General features: G+C 34.1%; 22 protein-coding genes and 1 rRNA gene (1 of these 23 only partly in view). 1 reads left to right on the top strand and 22 read right to left on the bottom strand.

Annotation, left to right across the window (positions count from 1 at the left end):
* The 4 genes from CLOST_RS05010 to CLOST_RS04995 all read right to left on the bottom strand — a co-directional run.
* Positions 1-686, bottom strand: a 16S ribosomal RNA gene (locus CLOST_RS05010); it reaches 946 nt to the left of the window's first position.
* A 274-nt stretch (positions 687-960) separates the two neighbouring features.
* The gene (gene nrdG, locus CLOST_RS05005) at positions 961-1,473 is read right to left on the bottom strand and encodes an anaerobic ribonucleoside-triphosphate reductase activating protein (protein WP_013361175.1); all 513 of its coding nucleotides are present in this window, start codon (positions 1,471-1,473) and stop codon (positions 961-963) included.
* A 31-nt stretch (positions 1,474-1,504) separates the two neighbouring features.
* Complete coding sequence (locus tag CLOST_RS05000) at positions 1,505-3,853, bottom strand: anaerobic ribonucleoside triphosphate reductase (protein ID WP_013361174.1); 2,349 nt, start codon at positions 3,851-3,853, stop codon at positions 1,505-1,507.
* A 166-nt stretch (positions 3,854-4,019) separates the two neighbouring features.
* Positions 4,020-5,540, bottom strand: coding sequence for a cobyric acid synthase (locus tag CLOST_RS04995; RefSeq protein WP_013361173.1), 1,521 nt, complete (start codon positions 5,538-5,540; stop codon positions 4,020-4,022).
* Between the two features lie 155 nt (positions 5,541-5,695).
* Between CLOST_RS04995 and CLOST_RS04990 the strand changes: the two genes are divergently transcribed.
* Positions 5,696-6,853, top strand: a complete 1,158-nt coding sequence (locus tag CLOST_RS04990) for a pyridoxal phosphate-dependent aminotransferase (protein WP_013361172.1) — start codon at positions 5,696-5,698, stop codon at positions 6,851-6,853.
* A 96-nt stretch (positions 6,854-6,949) separates the two neighbouring features.
* Here the strand turns inward: CLOST_RS04990 and CLOST_RS04985 are convergent, their stop codons facing one another.
* The 18 genes from CLOST_RS04985 to tilS all read right to left on the bottom strand — a co-directional run bounded on the left by CLOST_RS04985 (position 6,950) and on the right by tilS (position 25,243).
* Positions 6,950-7,231 (bottom strand): hypothetical protein, encoded by a 282-nt coding sequence (locus tag CLOST_RS04985; RefSeq protein ID WP_041487109.1) that lies wholly within the window; start codon positions 7,229-7,231, stop codon positions 6,950-6,952.
* A gap of 273 nt (positions 7,232-7,504) precedes the next feature.
* Positions 7,505-9,010, bottom strand: a complete 1,506-nt coding sequence (lysS, locus tag CLOST_RS04980; protein WP_041487371.1) for a lysine--tRNA ligase — start codon at positions 9,008-9,010, stop codon at positions 7,505-7,507.
* Between the two features lie 89 nt (positions 9,011-9,099).
* Positions 9,100-9,618: a transcription elongation factor GreA gene (gene greA / locus CLOST_RS04975; RefSeq protein WP_041487108.1), complete on the bottom strand. Its 519-nt coding sequence runs from the start codon at positions 9,616-9,618 to the stop codon at positions 9,100-9,102.
* 57 nt (positions 9,619-9,675) lie between these two features.
* Positions 9,676-10,644, bottom strand: coding sequence for a tRNA dihydrouridine synthase DusB (gene dusB / locus CLOST_RS04970; RefSeq protein ID WP_013361168.1), 969 nt, complete (start codon positions 10,642-10,644; stop codon positions 9,676-9,678).
* Complete coding sequence (locus tag CLOST_RS04965) at positions 10,645-11,415, bottom strand: type III pantothenate kinase (protein WP_013361167.1); 771 nt, start codon at positions 11,413-11,415, stop codon at positions 10,645-10,647. It lies immediately after the preceding gene.
* A gap of 59 nt (positions 11,416-11,474) precedes the next feature.
* Positions 11,475-12,068 carry an ECF transporter S component gene (locus tag CLOST_RS04960; RefSeq protein WP_041487107.1) on the bottom strand — a complete coding sequence of 198 codons (594 nt, stop codon included), beginning with the start codon at positions 12,066-12,068 and terminating at the stop codon, positions 11,475-11,477.
* 169 nt (positions 12,069-12,237) lie between these two features.
* A complete protein-coding gene (locus tag CLOST_RS04955) occupies positions 12,238-13,197 on the bottom strand; it encodes a P1 family peptidase (RefSeq protein WP_013361165.1) in 960 nt (319 codons plus the stop codon).
* A gap of 2 nt (positions 13,198-13,199) precedes the next feature.
* Positions 13,200-14,153, bottom strand: coding sequence for a biotin--[acetyl-CoA-carboxylase] ligase (locus tag CLOST_RS04950; protein WP_013361164.1), 954 nt, complete (start codon positions 14,151-14,153; stop codon positions 13,200-13,202).
* 76 nt (positions 14,154-14,229) lie between these two features.
* Positions 14,230-15,441, bottom strand: coding sequence for a sodium ion-translocating decarboxylase subunit beta (locus CLOST_RS04945; RefSeq protein ID WP_013361163.1), 1,212 nt, complete (start codon positions 15,439-15,441; stop codon positions 14,230-14,232).
* A gap of 70 nt (positions 15,442-15,511) precedes the next feature.
* On the bottom strand, positions 15,512-15,901 hold the full coding sequence (locus tag CLOST_RS04940; RefSeq protein ID WP_013361162.1) for a biotin/lipoyl-containing protein: 390 nt from the start codon (positions 15,899-15,901) through the stop codon (positions 15,512-15,514).
* Positions 15,902-15,914: 13 nt separating this feature from the next.
* Entirely contained in the window at positions 15,915-16,319 is a 405-nt protein-coding gene (locus CLOST_RS04935; RefSeq protein WP_013361161.1) for an OadG family protein, read from the bottom strand.
* A gap of 14 nt (positions 16,320-16,333) precedes the next feature.
* Entirely contained in the window at positions 16,334-17,875 is a 1,542-nt protein-coding gene (locus CLOST_RS04930) for an acyl-CoA carboxylase subunit beta (RefSeq protein ID WP_013361160.1), read from the bottom strand.
* A 35-nt stretch (positions 17,876-17,910) separates the two neighbouring features.
* Positions 17,911-18,318 carry a methylmalonyl-CoA epimerase gene (mce, locus tag CLOST_RS04925; RefSeq protein ID WP_013361159.1) on the bottom strand — a complete coding sequence of 136 codons (408 nt, stop codon included), beginning with the start codon at positions 18,316-18,318 and terminating at the stop codon, positions 17,911-17,913.
* 61 nt (positions 18,319-18,379) lie between these two features.
* Positions 18,380-19,312 carry a methylmalonyl Co-A mutase-associated GTPase MeaB gene (gene meaB, locus CLOST_RS04920; protein ID WP_013361158.1) on the bottom strand — a complete coding sequence of 311 codons (933 nt, stop codon included), beginning with the start codon at positions 19,310-19,312 and terminating at the stop codon, positions 18,380-18,382.
* A gap of 27 nt (positions 19,313-19,339) precedes the next feature.
* Positions 19,340-19,744 carry a cobalamin B12-binding domain-containing protein gene (locus CLOST_RS04915; RefSeq protein WP_013361157.1) on the bottom strand — a complete coding sequence of 135 codons (405 nt, stop codon included), beginning with the start codon at positions 19,742-19,744 and terminating at the stop codon, positions 19,340-19,342.
* Positions 19,745-19,780: 36 nt separating this feature from the next.
* The gene (locus CLOST_RS04910; protein ID WP_013361156.1) at positions 19,781-21,460 is read right to left on the bottom strand and encodes an acyl-CoA mutase large subunit family protein; all 1,680 of its coding nucleotides are present in this window, start codon (positions 21,458-21,460) and stop codon (positions 19,781-19,783) included.
* Between the two features lie 351 nt (positions 21,461-21,811).
* Complete coding sequence (gene ftsH, locus CLOST_RS04905) at positions 21,812-23,782, bottom strand: ATP-dependent zinc metalloprotease FtsH (protein ID WP_013361155.1); 1,971 nt, start codon at positions 23,780-23,782, stop codon at positions 21,812-21,814.
* A gap of 66 nt (positions 23,783-23,848) precedes the next feature.
* Positions 23,849-25,243, bottom strand: coding sequence for a tRNA lysidine(34) synthetase TilS (gene tilS / locus CLOST_RS04900; RefSeq protein WP_013361154.1), 1,395 nt, complete (start codon positions 25,241-25,243; stop codon positions 23,849-23,851).
* Positions 25,244-25,253 lie beyond the last annotated feature (10 nt).

Genomic DNA, 25,253 nt, shown 5'->3' with positions numbered 1-25,253 from the left:
TTGATAAACCGCCTACGCACCCTTTACGCCCAGTAATTCCGGATAACGCTTGCCCCCTACGTATTACCGCGGCTGCTGGCACGTAGTTAGCCGGGGCTTCCTCCTATGGTACCGTCATTATCTTCCCATAGGACAGAGCTTTACGACCCGAAGGCCTTCATCGCTCACGCGGCGTTGCTGCATCAGGCTTTCGCCCATTGTGCAATATTCCCCACTGCTGCCTCCCGTAGGAGTCTGGACCGTGTCTCAGTTCCAGTGTGGCCGATCACCCTCTCAGGTCGGCTACTGATCGTTGCCTTGGTGAGCCGTTACTTCACCAACTAGCTAATCAGACGCGGGCCCATCCCTATCCGAAATTCTTTGATAAGCTAATGATGCCAAAAGCTTATATTATCTGGTATTAGCACACTTTTCAGTGTGTTATCCCAGTGATAGGGGCAGGTTACCCACGTGTTACGCACCCGTCCGCCGCTAGCAATTTATCCAGCACTCATCACTCCACTTTCATGTGTTATCACTATTTGCGTACATGAATTTCTTTTTTCTTTATTATAAGGTAGAAATTCATGATTACACTTATGATTTTCATTTGAAGTAATCAGTGCTAGATAAATTGCCCGCTCGACTTGCATGTGTTAAGCACGCCGCCAGCGTTCATCCTGAGCCAGGATCAAACTCTCAAATATAATCCTTGTCTCAGTAAAAATTTACTGACTTGGTTGTTGTTCATAAATGGTGTGGTTTTTAATCGAAATTAAAAACTATTTATGGTTTACTATCCAGTTTTCAAAGTTCATCTGTTTTTAACCTTTTGTCTTCTTGTCGAAGACATTTGTTTCATCCTCTCGCTGAGGACATGTATTAATATATCATGGTCTAAAAAAAAAAGCAATACCTTTTCTTTTATTTTTTTTAAAAAAAGAACAACCTAATCTCAGATTGTTCTTTTTTTGATTAAATTTATAAATCATTCCATAATACGAAGTTATTGAAATTACTTTTATTGATATCAATAATTCTTTGATTAGAAGACCCTACAAATGGCTTTTCGATGGTTCTTAAATTCAAATCAAATTTTCCATCTACTAATATATCTACAGACTTCAGTAATTCAAGCTTAGCTTTATCTTTTGAATTGACAATTTCTTCTGCTTTGTATCCTGTGAAGCACCAAATATCTAAATTTAAACCTCTTTCTTTATTAAAAGCTTTAATTTCATTTGAAAGTTTTATGAAGGAGTTAGCTTGTTCAAATGGCTCTCCTCCAGAAAAAGTAACTCCCTTAAGCAAAGGATTTCGTTTAATATCATTTAGTATTTCATCTATCATTTTATAATTACCTGAATCAAAAGAATGGGATTCAGGGTTATGACAACCTACGCATTTATGCGGACACCCTTGAGCAAATACAACATATCTTAGACCTATTCCATCTACTATACTCTCTTTTTCAATTCCACATATTTTTATCATTTTAAACAATCCTTCTTAGTTTTTAAGCTTTTTATATATGCTTAACTCTATCATTAACTTCAGATTTTTTAGCGTCATTAAATCTATCTAAAGTTCCAACTAAATATCCCGTTATTCTTCTGATTCTCTCAAAAGGAACATCGCCTTCTTCTCTTCCACATGAAGGACAGGTATCACCTATAACACCATTATATCCACATACAGGATCTCTATCTAATGGATGATTTATACTTCCATAGCCGATTCCTGAATCTTTCATAGCTCTAATTATAGTTTCAAATGCATCTAAATTAGAAGATGGATTGCCATCTAATTCTATATAGCTAATATGTCCAGCATTTGTAAGTTCATGGTAAGGTGCTTCTATTTGAATTTTTTCATATGCACTAAGCTTGTAATAAACTGGCACGTGGAATGAATTAGTGTAGTAATCTTTATCAGTTACTCCTTCAATTTCTCCAAATAGCTTTCTATCTATACGTGTAAATCTTCCAGAAAGACCTTCAGCCGGAGTTGCTATCAAGGAATAGTTAAGTTTATGAGCTTCACTCATTTCATCCATTTTATTTCTAATATGTCTAATTATCTTTTCTCCCAATGCTCTAGAGTTTTCATCTTCTCCGTGATGCTTGCCCGTAAGCGCAATTAAGCATTCAGCAAGACCGATGAATCCCATTGTAAGAGTACCTTCTTTTATTATATCTCTAAGTTCATCATCCCAGCCTAGATTCTCAGAGCCTTTCCAAATACCTTGTCCCATTAAAAACGGGAAGTTTTTAACTTTTTTACTAGCTTGTATTTCAAATCTTTCTAACAGCTGTTCTCCAATCAAATTAATCTTTTCATCTAATTCCACAAAAAAACCATCTAAATCCGCTGTATTTCTATCTGAAGTTTTTATTCCATACTTTATACCTAGCCTTGGCAGGTTAAGTGTTGTAAATGAAAGATTTCCTCTACCCATAGATTGTTCTTGTCCACAGACATTCCCCATTACTCTTGTTCTGCAACCCATGTATACAACTTCTGTTTCTGGTTTATCAGGTTGATAATATTTGATGTTAAAAGGAGCGTCAATGAAACTGAAATTCGGAAACAGTCTCTTCGAGGATACTCTCATGGCAAGTCTAAATAAATCATAGTTTTTATCTTCTTTATTTAAGTTTATGCCTTCTTTTACTTTGAATATCAGTATAGGGAAAATAGGAGTTTCTCCGTTTCCCAATCCCTTTTCTTGTGAAAGCATTAAGTTTTTTGAAATCATTCTTCCTTCTTCTGATATATCTGTACCAAAATTGACACTAGAAAAAGGAACTTGCGCTCCTGCCCTTGAATGCATAGTATTTAAATTATGAATAAAAGCTTCCATTGCCTGATAAGTTTTTCTGTCAGTTTCAAATAAAGTTTCATCATAAACAAAAGCTTGTAATTTTCTAACTTGTTCAAAATCTATAGAGTATACTTTAGATATTTTTTGAGCCTCTATATTTTTTTCTTCATCAGAGACTGATATTTTTGCTGAGTCAGTTTCATCAGTTATTTTTAAAATACTATCTATTATAGCTTTTCTTTCAAAAGCATTTCCTAAAACCATAAATAATGCCTTATAAAAATTTTCTGCGTATAGTTTTTTAAATGTTTTTTTTACCCCTTCTGACAAAGCATAGTCGAAGGTAGGGATAGATTGCCCTCCATGCTGGTCATTTTGGTTAGACTGGATAGCAATTGCTGCCAATGCTGCATAGCTCATGATATCTTGAGGTTCTCTTAAAAAACCATGACCTGTTGAAAATCCTCCTGAAAATACTTTTTTTAGGTCTATTTGGCAACAAGTCAATGTTCCCATGTTTAAAAAGTCCATATCGTGGATATGAATCTCTCCATTATCATGAGCCATTGAATGTTCATTTTTTATTATAAAATCTTTGCAGAACTCTTTAGATACAGCGCTTCCATATTGAAGCATAGTACCCATTGCAGTGTTTCCATTTATATTTGCATTTTCTCTTTTTATATCAGATTCATTTGCATCCAAAAATGTTATATCTTCAATTGTTTTCATTAGCCTAGAACGAGAATTTCTTATTCTACTTCGTTCTGCTCTATATAATATGTAAGTTTCAGAGGTTTTAGCATGCCCTGTCTCAATCAAAACCTTAGTTACTGCATCTTGAATATCTTCAACAGAAGGAATCTTGCCAGCAAATTTTCTATTAAGAAGCTTTCTTACTTCTTCAGTCAGTTCTGAAGCTATTTGGTAATCTGCAGTAATACCTTCTTTATTTGCCACTTCGGATGCAGCCAGAAAAATTGCTCTTGTTATTTTTTCTGGATTAAATGGAATAAGCCTGCCGTCTCGTTTTTTCACTTTGTCAATCATAACTATCCCCTTTCCACATTATATTGTGGTTCTTTAGTACCATGTCCACAATATGTAGTATATCCATTAATAAGATTACCAAAATAAAAATAGCAAGTCAAACCCATAATTTAACAAATAAACTTGATTTTTTATCTTATTCAAAGAAAAAAGGGCATATTCTGCCCTAAATTCCTTTTTCCATTATTTCATAAATTTTCTTTGTATCTACATGCGCTCTTACATGAGCTGCTAATTTTTTATATTCGTTTTCCTTAAATTCTTCGTAGGTAGAAAACTCTTCTTGTTTACTTTCAAGCCCTCTAGCTTTTCTTATGTTTGAAAGTATTTTTTTAGTAAACTCCATAGAGTCAAATATACCGTGAATGTAGGTTCCAAATACATTCCCTTTTATATTTATACTACCTTCTTTATAATCGGCTAGCTCTCCATGCTTTTCTAAGATTTTTATCGCTCCTGTTTCATTGATACTTCTTCCACAGTGTATTTCATAGCCTTTTATATTGGTTCCTTTGATTCCACTAAATATACTGTTTTCAACATCAAACTCTATCTTTGCTGAGACCTGAGAAGTAACCTTTTCATCCTCGAAAATTGTCTCAAGATCAATCAAAGACATTCCTGCAATTTCTTCAATTCCACATTCTACTCCATCAGGATCTTTGATTTTTGTTCCAAGCATCTGGTATCCACCACAGATTCCTATAATTGGTATATTATTTTTATGCGCTTTAATTATTTGCTTTTCTAGTCCACTCTCTCTTAGAAATATTAAATCCTCGATAGTATTCTTCGTCCCTGGAATAATTATAAGGTCAGATTCATCTAGAGAAGTTAGTCCATCTATATATGTAAGCTGAACATCATCAAAAGTCTCAAAAATATCAAAATCTGTAAAATTAGATATATGAGGTAATCTTATTACATTTACAGAAATAGCTTTATTTTTCTTTTCTTTAATTCTAAATTTATCAGTAAGTGAATCTTCATCTTCTATATTTAAATTTGTATATGGAACCACTCCTAAAACAGGAACTCCTATAAGCTCTTCAAGCATATCCAGCCCAGGCTTTAATATTTCTATATCTCCCCTGAATTTATTGATTATTACTCCTTTTACATAAGCTCTTTCTTCAGGAGTCAACAGCATTATCGTTCCATAAAGAGATGCAAAAACCCCACCTCTATCTATATCCCCAACTATTACTACCGGGCTTTTAGCTATTTTTGCCATACCCATATTTACAAAATCATTTTCTCTAAGATTAATTTCTGCTGGACTTCCCGCTCCTTCTATTACAATGATGTCATTTTCATCTAGTAGCTCAGTATAAGTAGACTCAACAACTTCTCTAAGGCTATTTTTTTCTTTATGATAGGTAACAGCATCAAGGTTATCTTTTACTTTTCCCATTACTATGACCTGAGATTTTCTATCAGTAGTGGGCTTTAATAAGATAGGGTTCATTCTTACATCAGGTTTTTTATTTGCAGCCTCAGCTTGAACCACTTGAGCTCTTCCCATTTCTTTCCCATCAGCTGTTATAAATGAATTCAAAGCCATATTTTGAGATTTAAACGGAGCAACATTATATCCATCTTCCGTAAATATCCTGCAAAATGCTGTATTTATAAGACTCTTTCCAACGCCTGAAGCTGTACCTTGAAACATAATTGATTTTTTCATAGTTTCCCCCTAAATATCTTCACATTTTGTTATTGCACTTTTATTGCAATAAGATATTATCTTTTTATAGTATATAATTATTTTTAATGTTATTCAAGCAAGCATTATAATATGATAAAATGCTATAATACTATAAAATTCCAAGGAGAGATACCATGATTTCAAGACGTGCATCCGAAATTTGCCCTTCAAAAACCATTGCCATAAGTCAGAAAGTAAATGAATTAAAGAAAAATGGTTTTGATATTATAGACCTGAGTATTGGCGAGCCTGATTTTGCTATTCCTAGTGCCGCAAAAAAATATGTAGAAGTCGCTTTAAGAGAAAATAAAACAAAATACGATAACGTAAAAGGCCTAGAAAAGCTTAGAGACGAGGTTTCAAAAAAACTTCTAAATGAAAACTTTCTTAACTACAGCATTGATGAAATAATAATTTCTACAGGTGCAAAGCAGCCTATTTATAATAGTATACTTGCAACCTGTGATGTCGGCGATGAAATAATAATACCTTCTCCTTACTGGGTAAGTTATATTGAAATAGCAAAAATTGCTGGTGTCACTCCTATTATAATAGAAACTAAAGTCGAAAATGAATTTAAAATCACAGCTAATGATTTAAGCTCTTATATAAATCCAAAAGTAAAAGCTATTTTATTTAGCAACCCCTGTAATCCTACAGGAAGTATCTATTCAAAAGAGGAACTAGAAGAAATTGCTGAAGTTTGTTTACAAAATAACATATTAATAATATCTGATGAAATATACGAAAGAATCTATTATGATATTAGACCCATATCAATAGCAAGCATATCAGAGGCTATAAAAAACATAACTATCGTTGTAAATGGTTTTTCTAAGTCATGTGCTATGACAGGTCTTAGAGTTGGATATACTGCATCAAGAAAAGACATTGCTGACAAAATAGCATCAATTCAGGGTCATATTACTTCTCATCCTTCACTTATTTCTCAGTATGCTGCTTTAGGTGCATTATGTGAAGGATTAGATGATGTTGAAAAAATGGTAGAGGAATTTAAAGTCAGAAGAAATTATGTTCTAGACTTTATATCAAGCATTCCTGAAATCTCATTTATAGAGCCGCTTGGTGGGTTTTATTTATTTTTTAAAATTGAGAACCACTTTGATTCTATGAAACTATGCGAAGAGCTACTTGAAAAGTATAATTTAGCTTTAGTTCCATCTATCGCTTTTGGAGTTGAGGGCTATTTAAGAATGTCTTATGCTGCTGATTTAGAAGTTATCAAAAAAGGATTGAATGCTATAAAAAGCTTCATAATTGAAAATAACTAATCCTATAATAGAATTAGTTATTTAATACAATTTATAATTATGCACTTACTTTATTACTTTGTAATATGGTAGGTGCATTTTATGTAAATATGATATTTATCTAGCTATTTTATGATTCCTTCTATATTGCTCATAGGAATTATATCTTATATCTTCTTTCATAGCCACTGCTCCAGAAACATAATTGCTATTTCTTGTTGCTTGATAAGAATATTCTCTAGTAGCTTCTGGCATAGCGTGATGATGCGAAGTTCTAGTTGCTCTTCTTGATTTTTTAGGATTGCTTTCGTAAAAAAATGAGACATATAGTAATTTTAAACAATTTGCACAGATTATTGAAAAACAAAAAACGCAAATCCAACTTACAACTATATTCACCTCTATCACTCCCATCCATGGTAACTACTTAGTTTGATATAATCGATGACCCTCTAAGCTAGATTTCTTCAGCAATTCAAAAAATCCTTCTTTTTTTTGAAAAAAAAATTAAAATGAATCAAAGGTCCCACAATAACATCAGTTAAATTAAATAATATTTACTATTTTGTCAGAGATTTATCGTAAAATGAAAAAAGGCCTAAAAAGAATACATTTAATATTCTTTTAGACCTTTTATTAGATTAGTTCATAATATTTAGTATATATTTTTCATTAGTTTTGTTCTTTAGCGTCATTCTTTTCTTCTTTTATAGGCTTCATTGTAGGAAAAAGTATTACATCTCTGATAGATGACGAGTTAGTAAGTAACATTATAACTCTATCAATACCTATTCCAAGACCGCCTGTTGGTGGAAGTCCTACTTCTATTGCATTTAAGAAGTCTTCATCAAGCATATAGGCTTCATCGTCTCCTAGCTCTCTTTGCTTCAATTGATCCATAAATCTTTCTCTTTGGTCGATAGGATCATTTAGCTCTGAGAAAGCATTTGCAATTTCCCAAGTGTTTACAAATGCCTCGAATCTATTTGTAAGTCTTGGGTCATCTGGATTTCTCTTAGATAGCGGAGAAACCTCAACTGGATGATGAGTTATAAATGTAGGCTGAATTAAATGCTCCTCACAGAACTCTTCAAACATCGCAGCTATAACAAAGCCTCTATTCATAACTGGAGTAATTTCAATGTGATTTTCTTTTGCAACTTTAATGGCTTCTTCATCCGTTTGAATTTCATTAAAGTCTATACCTTTAAATTCTTTTATTGCATCAATCATGCTAAGTCTTCTCCACGGAGGAGTAAGATCGATTTCTGTACCTTGATAATTTATTTTTGTAGTTCCAAGTGATTTTTGCGCCATGCAAGCTACAGCTTCTTCAGTAAGTCTCATTATATCTTCATAATCAGCATAAGCCTGATATACCTCTATAGCTGTATACTCAGGGTTGTGCTTGATTGACATACCTTCATTCCTAAACATTTTTCCTAGCTCATATACTCTTTCAAACCCACCCACAATAAGTCTTTTTAAGTATAGCTCATTTGCAATACGCATATACATATCAATATCTAGAGTATTATGATGAGTGATGAAAGGTCTTGCTGTTGCTCCTCCTGCTATAGTAGATAGTATAGGAGTATCTACCTCTAGGAAATCTCTTTCATCTAGATATTCTTTTAATGCCTTTATTGCTTTACTTCTTATCAAGAAAGCCTCTTTTACATCTGGATTCACGATTAAATCCACATATCTTTGTCTATATCTTAAATCAGGATCTTTTAATCCATGATATTTTTCAGGTAAAATTTGAAGAGATTTAGTAAGTAATGCAACCTTAGATGCTTTTACTGATTGCTCCCCTTTATTGGTCATAAACACTGTACCTTCTACACCAATAATGTCTCCCATATCATAAGTAACAAAATCTGTGTAGCTATCATCACCTATAGCATCTTGTCTTACATAAACCTGTATTCTTCCTTGTTCATCTTGGATATCAATAAAAGAAGCCTTGCCATGTCCTCTCATACTCATAATTCTTCCTGCAAGAGAAACTTCGCTTCCCTCTAACTTTTCAAAGTTGTCCTTAACTTGCTTGCTGTGATGAGTCTTTATGTATTTCTCTATCTTAAAAGGGTTTTTACCAGCTTCTTGAAGCTTCTTCAGCTTGTCCCTTCTTATTTGAAGCATCTCGTTCAAACTTAGCGTTTCAGAATTCATTTGATCATTAGACATAACACTACCTCCTGTTTTTTTTATTATTAAAGCTCATATAAATTTTATATGAGCTTTTTATAACCCTGTTGTTATTACCTTCTTATTTCTAAAATTTTAATTTTAGAAATTCCATCTGGAACCTGAACGTCAATTTCATCTCCTACTACTCTTCCTAGAAGAGCTTTACCTATAGGCGATTCATTTGATATTTTAGACTCAGAAGGGTCTGCCTCTGCAGAGCCAACTATTGTGTACTCATCTTCTTCTACTTCATCTGTAAGTGCATCCTTAAACTCTATTTTAACTACTGAGCCTACTGTAACAAGATTTGTATCTATCGAGCTTTCATCGATTATAACAGCTACTCTAAGTATATTTTCAAGTTTTAATATTCTTTCCTCTAATTGAGCCTGCTCATTCTTAGCTTCATCGTACTCAGAGTTTTCAGAAATATCACCAAACGAAATGGCTACTTTGATTCTTTCTGCTACTTCTTTTCTTCTAACAGTCTTTAAAAGCTCTAGTTCATCCTCTATCTTCTTAAATCCTTCTTCTGTTAAAAGTATTTCTTTTTTTTGGTTGTCCACTTCTAAATCTCTCCTTTTTATCATGGCTCAAAGAGCATATTTTCTATTATATATGCGAATGATTATATAGTATGAATTTAACTATGTCAAGGATTGAGCATATTCAGTTAATGCATTAATAACGTCTGATGGCTCATACATTTTATTTATATGGTCTTTTATTCTGGCGCTATTTTTTAAACCTTTCAAGTACCAACCAAGGTGTTTTCTCATTTCTGTAACAGCTTTATGCTGTGTTTTATATTTTAGTGCAAGCTTATAATGGCTTATAGCTGTATCTATCTTTAGTTTAGGACATATTTCCTTTGGTAAAATTGCTGATTCCATATAATCATTTACTTCTTTAAAAATAAAAGGATTTCCTTGGGCTCCTCTGCCTATCATAAGTGCATCTGCTTTAGTTATATCGAGTATTCGCTCCGCTGCGTCAAACGATGTTATATCACCATTTGCAATCACTGGAATTGTAAGTTTCTCTTTTAATTCTTTTATTATTTCCCAGTCAGCAGTCCCACTGTAATATTGCTCTCTTGTTCTTCCATGAAGAGTTACAGCATCTGCTCCAGCCTCTTGCATTAGCTTTCCAAATTCAAGTGCATTAATACTTTTTTCGTCCCATCCCTTTCTAAATTTAACTGTTACAGGAAGATTAGTAGCTGCTTTTACTTTATTTACTATATCATAGGCAAGCTTTGGGTTTTTCATAAGAGCTGAGCCATCTCCCGCTTTTACAACTTTAGGAGCAGGGCATCCCATATTTATATCTATAATTTCAAATCTATTAAGCTCTGTTAATGTTCTTGCAGCTTCTGCCATAAAACCTGGTTCGCTTCCAAATATTTGAACAGCAACTGGTTTTTCTTGATCCTCTACAAGTAACATATCAAAGGTATTTTTGTCTTCATAGCAAACTGCTTTTGCATTTATCATCTCAGTATAGAGCAAGGATGCTTCAAACTGCTTACATATAAGTCTAAATGGCAAATCTGTCACTCCAGCCATAGGAGCTAAAAATACATTTCCTGGTGTTTCAAAGTTTCCAATTCTCAATTACATTCTATTCCTTTCATAAATTATCCTAAGTCCTTCTAATGTAAGAAACTTATCGACAATTTTTACAGTTTTTGTCTCTGCGCATATCAAAGGAGCAAGGCCACCTGTAGCAACAACATTTACATCATCACTTCCAAGTTCTTCTTTCATCATAGAAACTATATTATCTACAAGCCCTGCATATCCGAAAACTATTCCTGATTGCATTGCCCATGTAGTATTTTTGCCTATAGCACCTTTAGGCTTAGCTATTTCAACTTTATGAAGCTTTGATGCTCTTTGGAAAAGTGCCTCACTTGAAATTTTTATTCCTGGCGATATAGCTCCTCCTAGGTATTCTCCTTTTTGAGAAACTGCGCAAAATGTAGTAGCTGTGCCGAAATCTATAAGTATAAGAGGTCCACCATATTTTTCATAACCAGCTACCGCATTTACTATTCTATCAGCACCAACTTGCTGTGGATTTTCATATTTAATGTTAATTCCTGTTTTTACTCCAGGACCTACGATAATTGGTTCTTTTTCACAGTACTTGAATGAAAAGTTTTCAAGGGAATGCATAACCTCTGGAACAACTGAGGAAATAATAACATCTTCAATATTTTTCAAGGATATACCTTCATAATCAAATAATTGTCTTATTATTACGCCATATTCATCTGAAGTTTTGGATTTATCTGTTCCAATTCTAAAGTTGCATATAAGTTCCTTATCTTTGTATACTCCTAAAACCATATTCGTATTTCCAATATCAAATACCAGTAGCATAATTCACCTCTAAGTATATTTTAAGGGAAGCCATTGGCTTCCCTATCATAGTCAAATTATTATCGTCTTACCTTTTTTATAGCTTTTACTGCTGCAGTTACTATTAGCATTGCAACAAACATTTCAGGAAGACCATTTGTTATTCCTATACCACTTATAACTTTGAATGCGTTTTGGCCAGATAGTCCAAGTGCTGATACAAATTTTTCTGCATATAGTGCATATACCATACCCAACACACCTAGAGTATTTACTAAAGTTCCAAGTGCTCCTGTAATTCCAATCGAAACAGCTTCATTCTTTGTAGCTTTTGAAAAAAACTTGTAAATATAGTATGAAGCAAGTCCTATTAAAATTCTAGGAAGAATAGATACAAGGGGGTTCCAAAATACAAATGAAATAGGTGTAGGTGCTGTAATACTTCTTATAAGTGAGAAAATCCCAAATATAAGTCCTACAAGCATTCCTACTATAGGGCCTTCAACTATTGCTCCTATTATTACAGGAATATGCATTATAGTTGCGTTTGTTGGGCCTACTGGAATAAACCCCAGTGGAGTCATCCCTAGTACAACTGAAATAGCTCCAAGCATGCCTGTTACTGCCATATGCCTTACTGTAAAGGACTTCTTTGTTTCTATCAATTTGTCCACCTCCGTTCCAGCTCCTTCATGGATGCCGGACTAATAAAATAATGTTAATACACAAAGTTCAGTTTTATATGAATAAATACTGACTTACAAATAAATATTATATGCTAATTTATACCCAATTTCCATAGTTTTTGTATAATTTTTCAAATTATTTTTTTAGATACTTATTTTACTTTTCATCAGAAAGATCATTGAAGCTTTTTAAGCCTAAAACAGATTTTGAGCTTTTGACAGCGCTGTATATTGCTTCTTGCATTACTTCACTTGCCAAATTTGCAACCACATCGATACTTGTTTCAATTTCTCCCGTTGCTAAAGCAAAAATTGTATCTCCATCTAAAGTGGTGTGTATCGGAGATATAGCTCTTGCATATCCGTTGTGAGCCACCTGAGAAACTTTCTTACACTGGGCTTTTGAAAGCTTAGCATTAGTTATAATTGCTCCTATAGTTGTGTTTGTATTATCAAAGCCTCTTTGCAAAAGAGAGCTTGTCATTAATTTAGATGTATTGGCAAAGGAAGCTTTGTCTTTATTTAAAGCTCCAGCTATAATTTTCCCATCTTTTATAATATCTCCAAAAGCGTTTACTGCAACCAAAGCTCCTACAACCAGTCCTGATTCGTGAACAAACTCACTATACCCAAGGCCAGATTTCATAGCAAACTCCATAGAGTTTATCTTGCCTATACTCGCTCCAGTCCCTGCTCCATAATTCCCTATCTCAAAATCCTCACCCGCATTTTCACAAGCTTTATATCCCATAACTTCATCTGGTCTTACTTTATAATCCCCTAGCAAAAGATCAAATAAAACTGCTTGGCAAACAATTGGAACCTTTGTTACTCCTACATCAAATCCAATTTCTCTTTCTTCTAGATATTTCATAACACCAGTTGCTGCAGCTAATCCAAAAGCCGAACCTCCTGAAAGTACAACAGCGTGTACCTTATCAACTGTGTTTACTGGATCAAGTAAATCCGTTTCCCTAGTTCCAGGTGCACTTCCTCTTACATCAACGCCTGCAGTAGCTCCATTTTCACATAAAATTACTGTTACCCCAGTGAGAGCCTCTTCATCTTGTAGATTTCCAATTTTAATTCCTTTTACAGTTGTTTTTATAGTAATCACCCCTATCGTATAGAAATTTCTCCTGAGCTTAACTCTTTTACTTCACCATCTTGAGTCTTGATAATAAGCTCTCCTTGATTATTAATATCAACAGCTATAGCACTTTCAATTTGATTCATATAATGTACATTTATTTGCTTTCCAAGTACGCTTGAATTGTTTCTTAATATATTCACTACTTCACTGGTATTTTCATTTAAGTATAAATTATACAGAAGCTCAAATTCATATACAAATTGCCAAATTATATTTAACTTTTTCACATCATAGCCCTCTAATTTAAGAGAAGTTGCTACATTTTTAAGCTCACTTGGAAATTCTAAGCCACTAACGTTTATTCCTACTCCAAGTACTATATATTCTATAAACTCCATATCAGCTGACATTTCAGTAAGTATACCAGCAACCTTTTTGCCGTTTATTAACACATCGTTTGGCCATTTTACTTTAGTCTGTATATTGAATTTATTAAATGTATTTACAAGCGCCGCTCCAGCTATACTTGTTATAAAAGGTGCTTTAGCAGGTTCAAAACCAGGCTTAAGTATAATTGATAGGTATATTCCATCCCCTTTTCCAGAGTGAAAGCTTCTACCTCTTCTTCCTTTCCCCTTTACTTGCTCTAGAGATATAATCACACTACCATCTACTAATTCTTTTGCTTTTTTCTTTGTATAGTCATTGGTTGAATCAACACTTTCCAAAACTTCAACACTATGCCCAATAAAATCTGACTTCATTCCTATTTCAATAAGCTCTTTATTTAATATATCTGGATATGAAAGTAGCTTATAACCTTTTTTAGTTACGGACTCGATTTCAAATCCAAGCTCTTTTAGTTTAGATACCCTTTTCCATACTGCAGCTCTTGTAATTCCAAGTTTATCAGAGATATGTTGTCCCGATACATATTCACTACTCGAATCTATTAGCATTTGAATTATAGTTTTATTCATAATATTTCTCCTCACAATCAACATAACAGCTTCTTTCTTTATTTTAGCAAAAAAGCAGCCATAAGGCTGCTTTTAATTAATTAAATAAGCTTAGCATTACACCTGCTGCTACAGCTGAACCTATTACGCCTGCAACATTAGGCCCCATAGCATGCATGAGCAAGAAATTAGCTGGATTTGATTCTTGTCCTACTTTGTTCGAAACTCTAGCAGCCATAGGGACAGCCGATACTCCCGCAGAACCAATAAGCGGATTTATAGGATCTTTTGAGAACTTATTAAGTATCTTAGCTAAAATAACTCCAGAAGCAGAACCTACACCAAAAGCTACAACTCCAAGTACTATTATTTGAATTGTTTGAAGTGTAAGGAATTGTTCTGCATTAGCAGTAGCTCCAACTGATATCCCAAGCAATATAGTTACTATATTAATGAGCTCATTTGTTGCTGTTTTGCTAAGTCTTTCAGTCATTCCAGATTCTTTAAATAAATTACCTAACATAAGCATACCAATTAAGGTTGCAGCTGGTGGCAATATTAATGAAACAATAATAGTAACGACTATAGGGAAAATAATTTTCTCTTTTTTGCTTACAGTTCTAAGCTGTTTCATAACTATTTTTCTTTCATCTTCAGTAGTAAGCGCCTTCATTATAGGAGGTTGAATTACAGGCACTAAAGCCATATAAGAATATGCAGCAACAGCTATTGGACCAAGTAGATGAGGTGCTAACTTAGTAGTTAAAAATATTGCTGTTGGTCCATCTGCTCCACCAATTATTCCTATAGATGCTGCTTCTTGAGCCGTGAAACCAAGTGCAATTGCTCCAAAGAAAGTAAAAAATATACCAAATTGAGCCGCTGCTCCTAAAAGTAGCGACTTAGGATTTGCAATTAACGGTGCAAAATCAGTCATTGCACCTACTCCTAAAAATATTAAAGGTGGGAATATCCCAAGTTTATTACCCATTGATAAATAATATATTAACCCTCCAGGCAAGTTTGTCTTCATATGGGCTGAAAATATACCTTCCTGAGCTTTTTGTGCCTGCTCCATTGTTTCTATAGGGTCTATGTATAACAGTGTTTCTGGCGAACCCATAATACCTGCTAATGGTAAATTAGCCAGTAGCATTCCAAATGCAATCGGTACAAGTAATAAAGGTTCAAATCCTTTAGCTATAGCTAAATAAAATAATATACATGCTACAGTAATCATACCAATTTGTCCTAAAGATATATGAGCTATTCCGGTAGAATTCAAAAATTCTAGTATAACCTGAATCATAAGGTATCTCCTTTCTGTTTAAGTCAGATACTCAAAGCGTCTAGTTTGTGTAGTGACCTTTATTGATATATTACTGTACTACTACTAGAACATCTCCTGAACTAACAGGTGCTCCTTTAGTAACAGCTATTTGCTTAACAACTCCATCAATAGGAGACATAATTTCGTTTTCCATTTTCATAGCTTCCAAAATTACTAAAACTTCTCCTGCTTTTACGGTTTGTCCTTCTGAAACTTTTATATCATTAATAGTTCCAGGCATAGGTGCTTTTACGCTACCTGCTCCAGATGTGACTACTGGTTTTTTTACTTCAGCTTTTGGCGCTACTGTCGCTTTTGGTTGAATAGCAGCACTTGAAACCTGCGCCTGTGGTTTAGAAATACTTGTTGCAGAATCTTTTATTTCTTCAACTTCTACTTCATACTGATTACCATTAACTGTTATATTAAATTTTTTCATTGCCTACCTCCGATTATAATCTATTTTGAATTTGTTCAATTCTTCCATTTTTAGCCCATGTAGGTGTAACATCAGATACCCTATTAACATTAACAACTCTTATCTTACTTTGGCTAACTCCCATAGAGCACGCAATAGCTGCAGTAATAACTGCTACTAACTCTAGAGAATCTTCACTATCTACTTCAACTTCTTGAAGTGTAGAATCTACTATATCTACAGTATCATTTATACCTTGTTTAGGTTTGCTGTTTAGTAATAGTTCCATGGATTTTATAACTCCAATTAATAAAACTAAAACAGCAAAAACAATTAACATGGATAAAAATGTTACAGCTAATCCTCCAGCCATTTTTTCTCCAAATGTAAGAGCAGTTATATCATGTGCCATTTGGTCTAAAATTTCATTTATATTCATTTATAGTCCTCCTTTTATAATGGTACATTTCCATGTTTTTTAGAAGGTCTTTGTTCTCTCTTTGAAAGTAACATATCAAAGGCCTCAGCCAATCTTATAACTGAATGTGCTGGCTCAATTACATCATCTACAAAGCCTCTTTCTGCCGCTTTGTATGGTGTTGCAAACTCGTCAGTATACTCCTTGATTTTTTCAGCTCTAGTTGCTGCTGGGTCTTCTGAATTTTTTATTTCATCTTTAAAAATAATATTTGCAGCTCCCTGTGGTCCCATTACAGCAATTTCAGCTGTTGGCCATGCAAAAACCATATCCGCACCTAAATCCTTTGAACACATTGCAAGATATGATCCACCGTAAGCTTTACGAGTTATAATCGTAACCTTAGGAACTGTAGCCTCGCTATATGCATAAAGCATTTTAGCTCCATGTCTGATTATTCCTCCTAGCTCCTGTGAAGCTCCAGGCAAAAATCCTGGTACGTCTACAAATGATAATATTGGTACATTAAAACAGTCGCAAGTTCTGATAAATCTACTTGCTTTATCAGATGCATTTATATCTAGGCATCCTGCCATAACCATAGGCTGATTTCCAATAATTCCTACTGATTGACCATTTATTCTAGCAAAACCTGTTACAATATTTTTTGCAAAATATGGCTGCACTTCAAAGAAATCTCCAAAATCCACAATTGATGTAATGATTTTTTTCATATCGTAAGGCTTGTTTGAATCTGCTGGAACTATATCATTTAGTTCATCCGATACTCTGTTTATATCATCTGCTTCAAATACTGGAGCCATTTCCATATTATTTGAAGGCAAGTAGCTAAGGAGCTTTCTTATTTCAAGCAGACAAGCTTCATCATTTGAAGAAATAAAGTGAGCTACTCCTGAAACAGAGTTATGTGTCATAGCTCCACCTAGTTCTTCAGCTGAAACTTCTTCTCCTGTAACAGTTTTAATAACCTGAGGTCCAGTGATAAACATCTGGCTAGTTTTATCAACCATAAATATAAAATCTGTAAGCGCTGGAGAGTAAACAGCTCCACCTGCGCAAGGTCCCATTATTGCTGATATCTGAGGGATAACGCCTGAAGCTATTGTATTTTTATAAAATATTTCTCCATATCCAGCAAGAGCATCAACAGCTTCTTGTATCCTAGCTCCTCCAGAATCATTTAAGCCCACTACAGGTGCACCCATTTTCATTGCTAAATCCATAATTTTAGCCATTTTTTTGGCATGCATTTCTCCTAGAGAGCCACCGACTACAGTAAAGTCTTGAGCAAAAGCATAAACCAATCTTCCATCCACTTTCCCATATCCAGTTATAACGCCTTCAGCTGGAGCATCTACCTTGTCCATTCCAAAATTTGTACAGCGATGCTTTACAAATGCATCGAGTTCAACAAAAGTTCCTTCGTCAAAGAATACATTCATACGCTCTCTAGCTGTTAGTTTACCTGATTGATGCTGTTTATCTATTCTTTTTTGTCCGCCTGCCATTTCAATTTTTTCTCTTTTTTGGCGAAGCAGTTCAAGTTTTTCTGACATTTTATTGCCTCCTTAATTAATTGATTGATTGATGTCTATCTTTCGCTTAACTCGAGCAGAATGCCTCCAGTTGCTTTTGGATGACAAAAAGCAATCTTTGCTCCTCCAGCTCCATATCTTGGTTTTTCATCTATCATTGCATAGCCTTTTTCTTTCATATTGGCTATAGCCTCTTCAATATTGTCTACACGAAGCGCAACGTGCTGTATTCCGCCTCTTCCACCATTTTTTTCTATGAACTTAGCTATAGGACCATCTTCTGATGTAGATTCTAAGAATTCTAATTCTGTGTCTCCTACTGGGAAAAATGCAACTTTAACTTTTTGATCTTCAACTACTTCAGTACCTTCACATTTTATTCCAAGAACCTCTTCATAAAACTTTATAGTCTCATCAAGATTAGTTACAGCTATTCCAATATGATCTACTCTAGATACGTTCATTTACAGCCTCCTAGTTTTATTGAATAAATAGTTAATTATATAAATATCAAAATATTCTATATTACAACAAAATCTTTGATAAGATTTTCTCAGCCACTGAATATGGATCTATTTCATTATTCACCGTATCCATTAAAATTTTGGACATACTGTCCTCTGATATCAGCAAGGAAATTTTCTTTTCTATATTATCGTGTACTATTTCCTTTATTTCAGCTTTATTCCTATTTATTTTTTTCGAAATGATTTCTTCACTTGTTTCAAGGTATGATCTATGAAGCTCAATATTATCAAATAATTCAGCTATACCTTCGCCAGTTTCTCCTATAGCCATTGAAACAGGAGGTCTAAATTTCCAATCTTTTTTAAAATCAAGCATGATTTCAACTTCTCTAAAGGTTTTCTTAGCTCCGTCTTTATCGGATTTATTCACTACAAATACATCGCCGATTTCCATTACTCCAGCTTTTATAGCTTGGATGTCATCGCCTAACCCTGGAACCATTACCATAACAACTGTATCCGCAGTCTTTACTATATCAACCTCAGATTGTCCTACTCCAACAGTTTCAACAATAATATAATCACAGCCATATACATCTAATATTTTTATGGCACCTTGAGTGGCCCTTGATAGACCACCCAAATGCCCTCTAGTGCCCATCGATCTGATAAACACGTCTTTATCTACAGATAAATCAACCATTCGAATTCTATCGCCTAGAATCGCACCTTTTGTAAAGGGACTAGTAGGATCTATAGCAATTACACCAACTTTTTTGCCCTTTTCTCTGAGCTTTTTAATTAGCTTATCAGTCAAAGTTGATTTACCCGCTCCTGGAGGTCCAGTTATACCTATTACATAAGCTCCTTTGGTATGTTTATGAAGCTCTTTTAATAGCTCTACATATCCAGGTGATTCGTTTTCAACTATGCTAATAAGTCTAGCGCATGCAGTTTTTTCTCCTTTTAACAGCCTTTCCAAAAGTTCCATTGATTTTACCTGCCTTAATATAAATTTTTAAGCTTTTTTCTTAATATTCTCTTTTATAAAGTCTATTGTAATTTGTGTAGGTGTACCTGGAGTAAATACCTCAGAAATTCCCTTTTCCTTAAGTTCAGGGATATCGTCATCTGGAATAACTCCTCCACCTATGACAAGAATTTCATCAAAAACATTTTCAACTTTCAATAACTCTACTACTTTTGGAAGAAGGTGACTGTGAGCTCCTGATAAGATACTCATTGCTACTACATCCACATCTTCTTGTATAGCTGCTTGAACTATTTGGTCTGGAGTTTGTCTAAGTCCTGTATATATAACTTCCATACCTGCATCTCTAAGAGCTCTAGCTATAATTTTTGCGCCTCTGTCATGGCCATCTAGCCCTGGCTTAGCAACTAAAACACGAATAGGTCTATCCATTTTGGTTTCCTCCCCAAATCTATATAAATATTATAATTAAAGTATTACAGATTGCTTGTATTCTCCAAACACATCTCTCATAACGTTGGAGATTTCGCCTAAAGTTGCATAAGCTTTTACAGCATCTAGTATATATGGCATTAAGTTCTCATCCGTACTACATGCATTTTTAAGTGAAGCTAAAGCCTGCTCTACTTTTTGAGAATCTCTTTTTTGCTTAAGGTCAGCAATTTTATTTTCTTGTAGTTCTCCTACTATAGGATCAACTCTAAGTAATCCTGTTGGTTTTGGCTCTTCAACTTGGAATTTGTTCATTCCTACTATAATTCTTTTGCCCGATTCAATTTCTTTTTGGTAAGTATATGATGCATCCATAATTTCTTGTTGCATATATCCTTTTTCAATTGCAGATGGAGAACCACCTAAATCGTCAATCTTGTTAATTAGCTCCATAGCTTCATCTTCTAATTGATTTGTAAGCGATTCTACATAATATGAACCTGCAAGTGGATCTATAGTATCAGCCGCTCCGCTTTCATGAGCAACAATTTGTTGAGTTCTAAGAGCAGTTCTAACTGATGCTTCAGTAGGAAGCGCTAATGCTTCATCCTTTGAGTTTGTGTGTAGAGACTGAGTTCCACCAAGTACAGCAGCTAAAGTCTGGATTGCAACTCTTACGATATTGTTTTCTGGTTGCTGAGCTGTAAGAGTTGATCCACCAGTTTGAGTGTGGAATTTTAACATCATTGATTTAGGATTAGTTGCATTAAATCTATTTTTCATAACTTTAGCCCAGATTCTTCTAGCTGCTCTATACTTAGCAACTTCTTCAAATAAATCATTATGAGCATTAAAGAAGAATGAAAGTCTTGGAGCAAAGCTGTCTACATCAAGACCTGCATCTATAGCGGCCTGAACATAAGCTATACCATTTGAAAGTGTAAATGCAATTTCTTGAGCAGCAGTAGAGCCTGCTTCTCTGATATGATATCCTGATATACTGATAGTATTCCAAAGAGGAACTTCTTTAGAACAGTATTCGAATATATTAGTGATAAGTCTCATAGACGGTTTTACAGGGAAAATATATGTACCTCTTGCAACGTACTCTTTTAGTATGTCATTTTGAATAGTACCACGTAATTTATCTGAAGTAACTCCTTGTTTTTCAGCCACTGCAATATACATTGCAAGTAATACTGCCGCTGGAGCATTAATTGTCATAGAAGTCGAAACCTTATCTAAAGGAATTCCATCAAATAGAATTTCCATATCTGCTAAAGAGTCTATAGCTACTCCAACTTTACCGACTTCACCTTTAGATATTTCATCACTTGAATCATATCCCATTTGAGTAGGTAGGTCAAAAGCAACCGATAATCCCATAGAGCCTTGCTCAATAAGGTACTTGTATCTTTTATTTGATTCCTCTGCTGTAGCAAATCCTGCATACATTCTCATAGTCCAGAATCTACCTCTGTACATGGTGTCTTGCACGCCTCTAGTGAATGGATACTGAGCAGGTATTCCCAAATCTCTTTCATAATCAAGTTCTTCGATATCAGCTGGAGTATAAAGTCTTTTAACTTCAATCTCCGATGAGTTTTTAAAAGTCTCTTTTCTTTCTGGGAATTTTTCCAGAGCCTTTTTTACTTTTGTAGCTTCCCAGGATTCTACAGTCTCTCTGATTTTTGAAACATCATTCTTATTAAACATTTTTACTTCCTCCCTAGATAGTTATGTTTGTTTGGGAACCAACTACAAGATTAACACACTTTTTGTAATTTGTCTTTATAAATCAGAGTAATTTTCATGCAATTGAGTGAAAAAATTTCATGATTTCTTGACTAAGAATTATTTCATGCCATAAAATGCATTTTTGTATTCACTAGTTAATCATAAAGACTTATAAAACCTCTATTTTTCAGCTATAAGCTAATTGTTAAATTGTATTTTTTGCAGAATTACAATTTTAATCATGCACAATGAAAAAAGCGCCATATTGCTAATTTTAAAATAGCAGATAGGCGCTTTAAGCTTATTTAATATCTAAATCTAACTTTTTTACTAAACTTCTTTTTCACTTTCATCATCAAGTTTAATTTCAGAAGGAGTATCAGAAACAGTTTCACTGCTGATAGTTTCATCAATAAACTGACCTATTTCTTCTTTAGTTTCTGACTTAGCTTCATCACTTGACTCTAGATCATCATCTGTCAAATCAAGCTCACCAGCAAAAGCTTTTTGGAATTGAGCAGCATCAAGAGTTTCGTATTTTAACAATGCTTTTGCAACACCATGAAGCTTCTCTATATTATCACTAAGAAGCTTTTCTGTCATATGATATGCTTCATCTACTATCCTTCTTATTTCTCTATCAATTTCTGAAGCTACCTCTTCAGAATAATTTCTTCTAGTAGTAAAGTCTCTTCCTAGGAAAACTTCATCCGAAGAATCTCCAAATGCCATAGAACCAAGCTTTTCACTCATTGCATATTTTGTAACCATAGCACGAGCAATTGCAGATACTCTTTCCAAGTCATTTTGAGCTCCAGTTGATATATCATCTAAAACTAATCTTTCAGCTACTCTACCACCTAATAGATGCACTAATTGCTCTTCCATTTCAGTTTTTGTAGCATAGTATTTATCTTCAGTAGGGAGAATCATTGTGAATCCTCCAGCTCTACCTCTTGGAATAATAGTAACCTGATGAACAGGGTCTGTATGAGGTAATAGTGATGCCACAACAGCATGACCTGCTTCATGATATGCTGTAAGCTTTCTTTCTTTTTCACTTATTACTTTTGACTTTTTCGGAATACCAGCTATAACCTTAGTAATTGCTTCTTCTATTGTATCCATTTTTATTGTTTTCTCATTTAGTCTTGCTGTAAGAAGTGCCGCTTCGTTCATAAGATTTTCTATATCGGCTGGCGTAAATCCTGGTGTTCTTCTTGCAAGAACCTTTAAATTTACATCTTCAGCCAGAGGCTTATTTCTTGCATGAACTTTTAGAATCTCTTCTCTGCCTTTTGCGTCTGGCGAACCAACTAGCACCTGTCTATCGAAACGACCTGGTCTAAGTAAAGCAGGATCCAAAATATCAGGTCTGTTTGTAGCAGCCATGATAATAACTCCTTCATTTACTCCAAAGCCATCCATTTCAACTAAAAGCTGATTAAGTGTTTGTTCTCTTTCATCATGTCCGCCTCCAAGACCTGCTCCTCTTTTTCTTCCTACTGCATCAATCTCGTCTATGAAAATGATACATGGAGCTGATTTTTTGGCTTGTTCAAACAAATCTCTCACTCTAGATGCTCCGACTCCGACAAACATCTCAACAAAGTCAGAACCACTTATAGAGAAAAATGGCACTTTAGCTTCTCCAGCAACTGCCTTAGAAAGATATGTTTTACCTGTTCCAGGAGGGCCTACCATTAATATACCTTTTGGTATTCTAGCTCCTAACTCAATATATTTTTTAGGATTTTTTAAGAAATCTACGATTTCCTCAAGCTCCTCTTTTTCTTCGTCTAGTCCAGCGACTTCCTTAAAAGTTACTTTAACTTTTTCATCACCTTTATGCATTTTTGCTTTGGACTTTCCAAAATTCATAACCTTGCTACCGCCACCTTGAGACTGCTGCATAAACACGAACCAAATCACTACAAAAATCAATATCATAAATAGTGAAGGCAGTATTTCAATAAGCCAAGGTGTAGCTGGTACAGGCTCTCCTGTAACTACTAGCTTTTTCTCTTGTGCTTGTTTTAATATTTCCGAAGACAAGCTCTCCTCATTGATTGAATAAGGTAAATACGACGTAAATGTTTCATTTGTACTCTTTAAAGTTCCTGTAATTCTTCTATCTACAAATTTTACCTCTTTAACATCTTCTGCTTTAAGATTTTGGTAAAACTCTGAAAACGGTATATCCCTAATCTCCTGAGTCTGGTTCCCAAAAAGCTGAACAACCGAGATGATAATTAAAAATATAAGTAGATAAAAGCCTGCTCCTCTGAAAAATTTTTTCAAAAAGAAGCCCTCCTCTCTAACTATTTCGATTTAAGATATATCAAAGTATATCATACAACATTTTTTTTATAAAGTTTTACAAGTTATTCTAATGACCCTTTTAGTATTTTCATCAATTTTATAATCCTCGCTAATCTTATGTCCCATAAGCCACAAGATTCCTTTGTCATCTGAAAGTACAGCAATACTGTTTCTTTTTTCTCTTGGGATTTTTAAATCAATAAAAATGTCTTTAAGCTTTTTCGTCCCTCCTAACCCCATAGGTTTCATTCTGTCACCATCTAATCGTGATCTGACAATTAAATCACCTTTGATTTTATCATAATCAAAAGCTTTGGTATACTGACCTGTCGGAAGTGCAATGCATCTTTCTTTTGACATGATTTTAGATTCAATGCGCATACCGATTTCATCTATTTGTATATACCCATCTGGTTTCAAAATATAGTTGTAATTTACATTTTCAAAAGATATTTCTTCAAAAGTAAAAATTAAACCATCTGTTGTTTTATATATCATCAATCCTTTAGGAAGATTAAGCTTAAGCTGATTCTTAGAATTTTTTATAAGAGCTAATATATCCTCTATATGTACATTATCAATTCCTTCAAGTGTCCCAGCTAAAGTTTTAATAGCCATCCTAATAAGTCTTTTTACCAAAGAAGAATGAGTACTTTTCAGCTCTTCTATATCAAGTTTAATGATTTCATTTGTATTTTCCAGTACCTGCTCTTCGAAAATTCTTTGAGCTTCAGCTTCTAGATAATCGCTATCTTCTCTTAATATATTTGCCATTCTTGAAATTGTATCCTTTATATTAGCAGAAAATTCTTGCTCTATAAAAGGAAGTAATTTTAGTCGAATCTTATTTCTTGTATATTCTGTTTCTAAATTTGTGTAATCTATTCTAGGGTTCAGTTTGTTTTCATCGCAATAACTTACAATGTTAGCTTTTGAAATATCCATAAGAGGCCTAATAACTCCGTCTCCCCTTTTATAATCCATGCCCTTAAGACCTGTGATTCCTGTACCACGTATAAGCCTCATTATAACTGTTTCTGCTTGATCGTCTAGATTATGAGCTACAGCGATTTTTTTCGCTCCTATACGATTTTTCACTTCAAAAAGCATATCATATCTCAATTTTCTCGCAGCTTCTTCTAGTGTCATTTTCTTTTCTTTTGCATAGGCTGGTACATCTATAGCTTTTACAAAAAAAGGGACATCTAGCTCATCACATAATTTTGCTGCATAAAGTGCGTCCTTTTGGGCTTCTATCCCCCTAATTTTATGGTTTAAATGAGCAGCATAAATTTTTATATTATAATATGTCTCCAATTTTTTTAAAGCATGCAACAGACATACTGAATCTGGTCCTCCAGATAGAGCTACCAAAATTTTATCTTTATTTTCTATAAGATTTTCTCTTTCTATGGTTTGCTTAATTTTTTCAATAACCATCGAGTTCATC

Source organism: Acetoanaerobium sticklandii, from assembly GCF_000196455.1.
Classification (GTDB): Bacteria; Bacillota; Clostridia; order Peptostreptococcales; family Filifactoraceae; genus Acetoanaerobium; species Acetoanaerobium sticklandii.
This window is presented reverse-complemented; position numbering and strand designations above follow the sequence as displayed.

Coding starts and splice junctions, on each gene's coding strand:
- nrdG (WP_013361175.1), bottom strand. CDS start 1,473: ATGATAAAAATATGTGGAATTGAAAAAGAGAGTATAGTAGATGGAATA.
- CLOST_RS05000 (WP_013361174.1), bottom strand. CDS start 3,853: ATGATTGACAAAGTGAAAAAACGAGACGGCAGGCTTATTCCATTTAAT.
- CLOST_RS04995 (WP_013361173.1), bottom strand. CDS start 5,540: ATGAAAAAATCAATTATGTTTCAAGGTACAGCTTCAGGCGTTGGAAAG.
- CLOST_RS04990 (WP_013361172.1), top strand. CDS start 5,696: ATGATTTCAAGACGTGCATCCGAAATTTGCCCTTCAAAAACCATTGCC.
- lysS (WP_041487371.1), bottom strand. CDS start 9,010: ATGAATTCTGAAACGCTAAGTTTGAACGAGATGCTTCAAATAAGAAGG.
- greA (WP_041487108.1), bottom strand. CDS start 9,618: ATGATAAAAAGGAGAGATTTAGAAGTGGACAACCAAAAAAAAGAAATA.
- CLOST_RS04965 (WP_013361167.1), bottom strand. CDS start 11,415: ATGCTACTGGTATTTGATATTGGAAATACGAATATGGTTTTAGGAGTA.
- CLOST_RS04950 (WP_013361164.1), bottom strand. CDS start 14,153: ATGAATAAAACTATAATTCAAATGCTAATAGATTCGAGTAGTGAATAT.
- CLOST_RS04945 (WP_013361163.1), bottom strand. CDS start 15,441: ATGATTCAGGTTATACTAGAATTTTTGAATTCTACCGGAATAGCTCAT.
- CLOST_RS04940 (WP_013361162.1), bottom strand. CDS start 15,901: ATGAAAAAATTTAATATAACAGTTAATGGTAATCAGTATGAAGTAGAA.
- CLOST_RS04935 (WP_013361161.1), bottom strand. CDS start 16,319: ATGAATATAAATGAAATTTTAGACCAAATGGCACATGATATAACTGCT.
- CLOST_RS04930 (WP_013361160.1), bottom strand. CDS start 17,875: ATGTCAGAAAAACTTGAACTGCTTCGCCAAAAAAGAGAAAAAATTGAA.
- mce (WP_013361159.1), bottom strand. CDS start 18,318: ATGAACGTATCTAGAGTAGATCATATTGGAATAGCTGTAACTAATCTT.
- meaB (WP_013361158.1), bottom strand. CDS start 19,312: ATGGAACTTTTGGAAAGGCTGTTAAAAGGAGAAAAAACTGCATGCGCT.
- CLOST_RS04915 (WP_013361157.1), bottom strand. CDS start 19,744: ATGGATAGACCTATTCGTGTTTTAGTTGCTAAGCCAGGGCTAGATGGC.
- CLOST_RS04910 (WP_013361156.1), bottom strand. CDS start 21,460: ATGTTTAATAAGAATGATGTTTCAAAAATCAGAGAGACTGTAGAATCC.
- tilS (WP_013361154.1), bottom strand. CDS start 25,243: ATGGTTATTGAAAAAATTAAGCAAACCATAGAAAGAGAAAATCTTATA.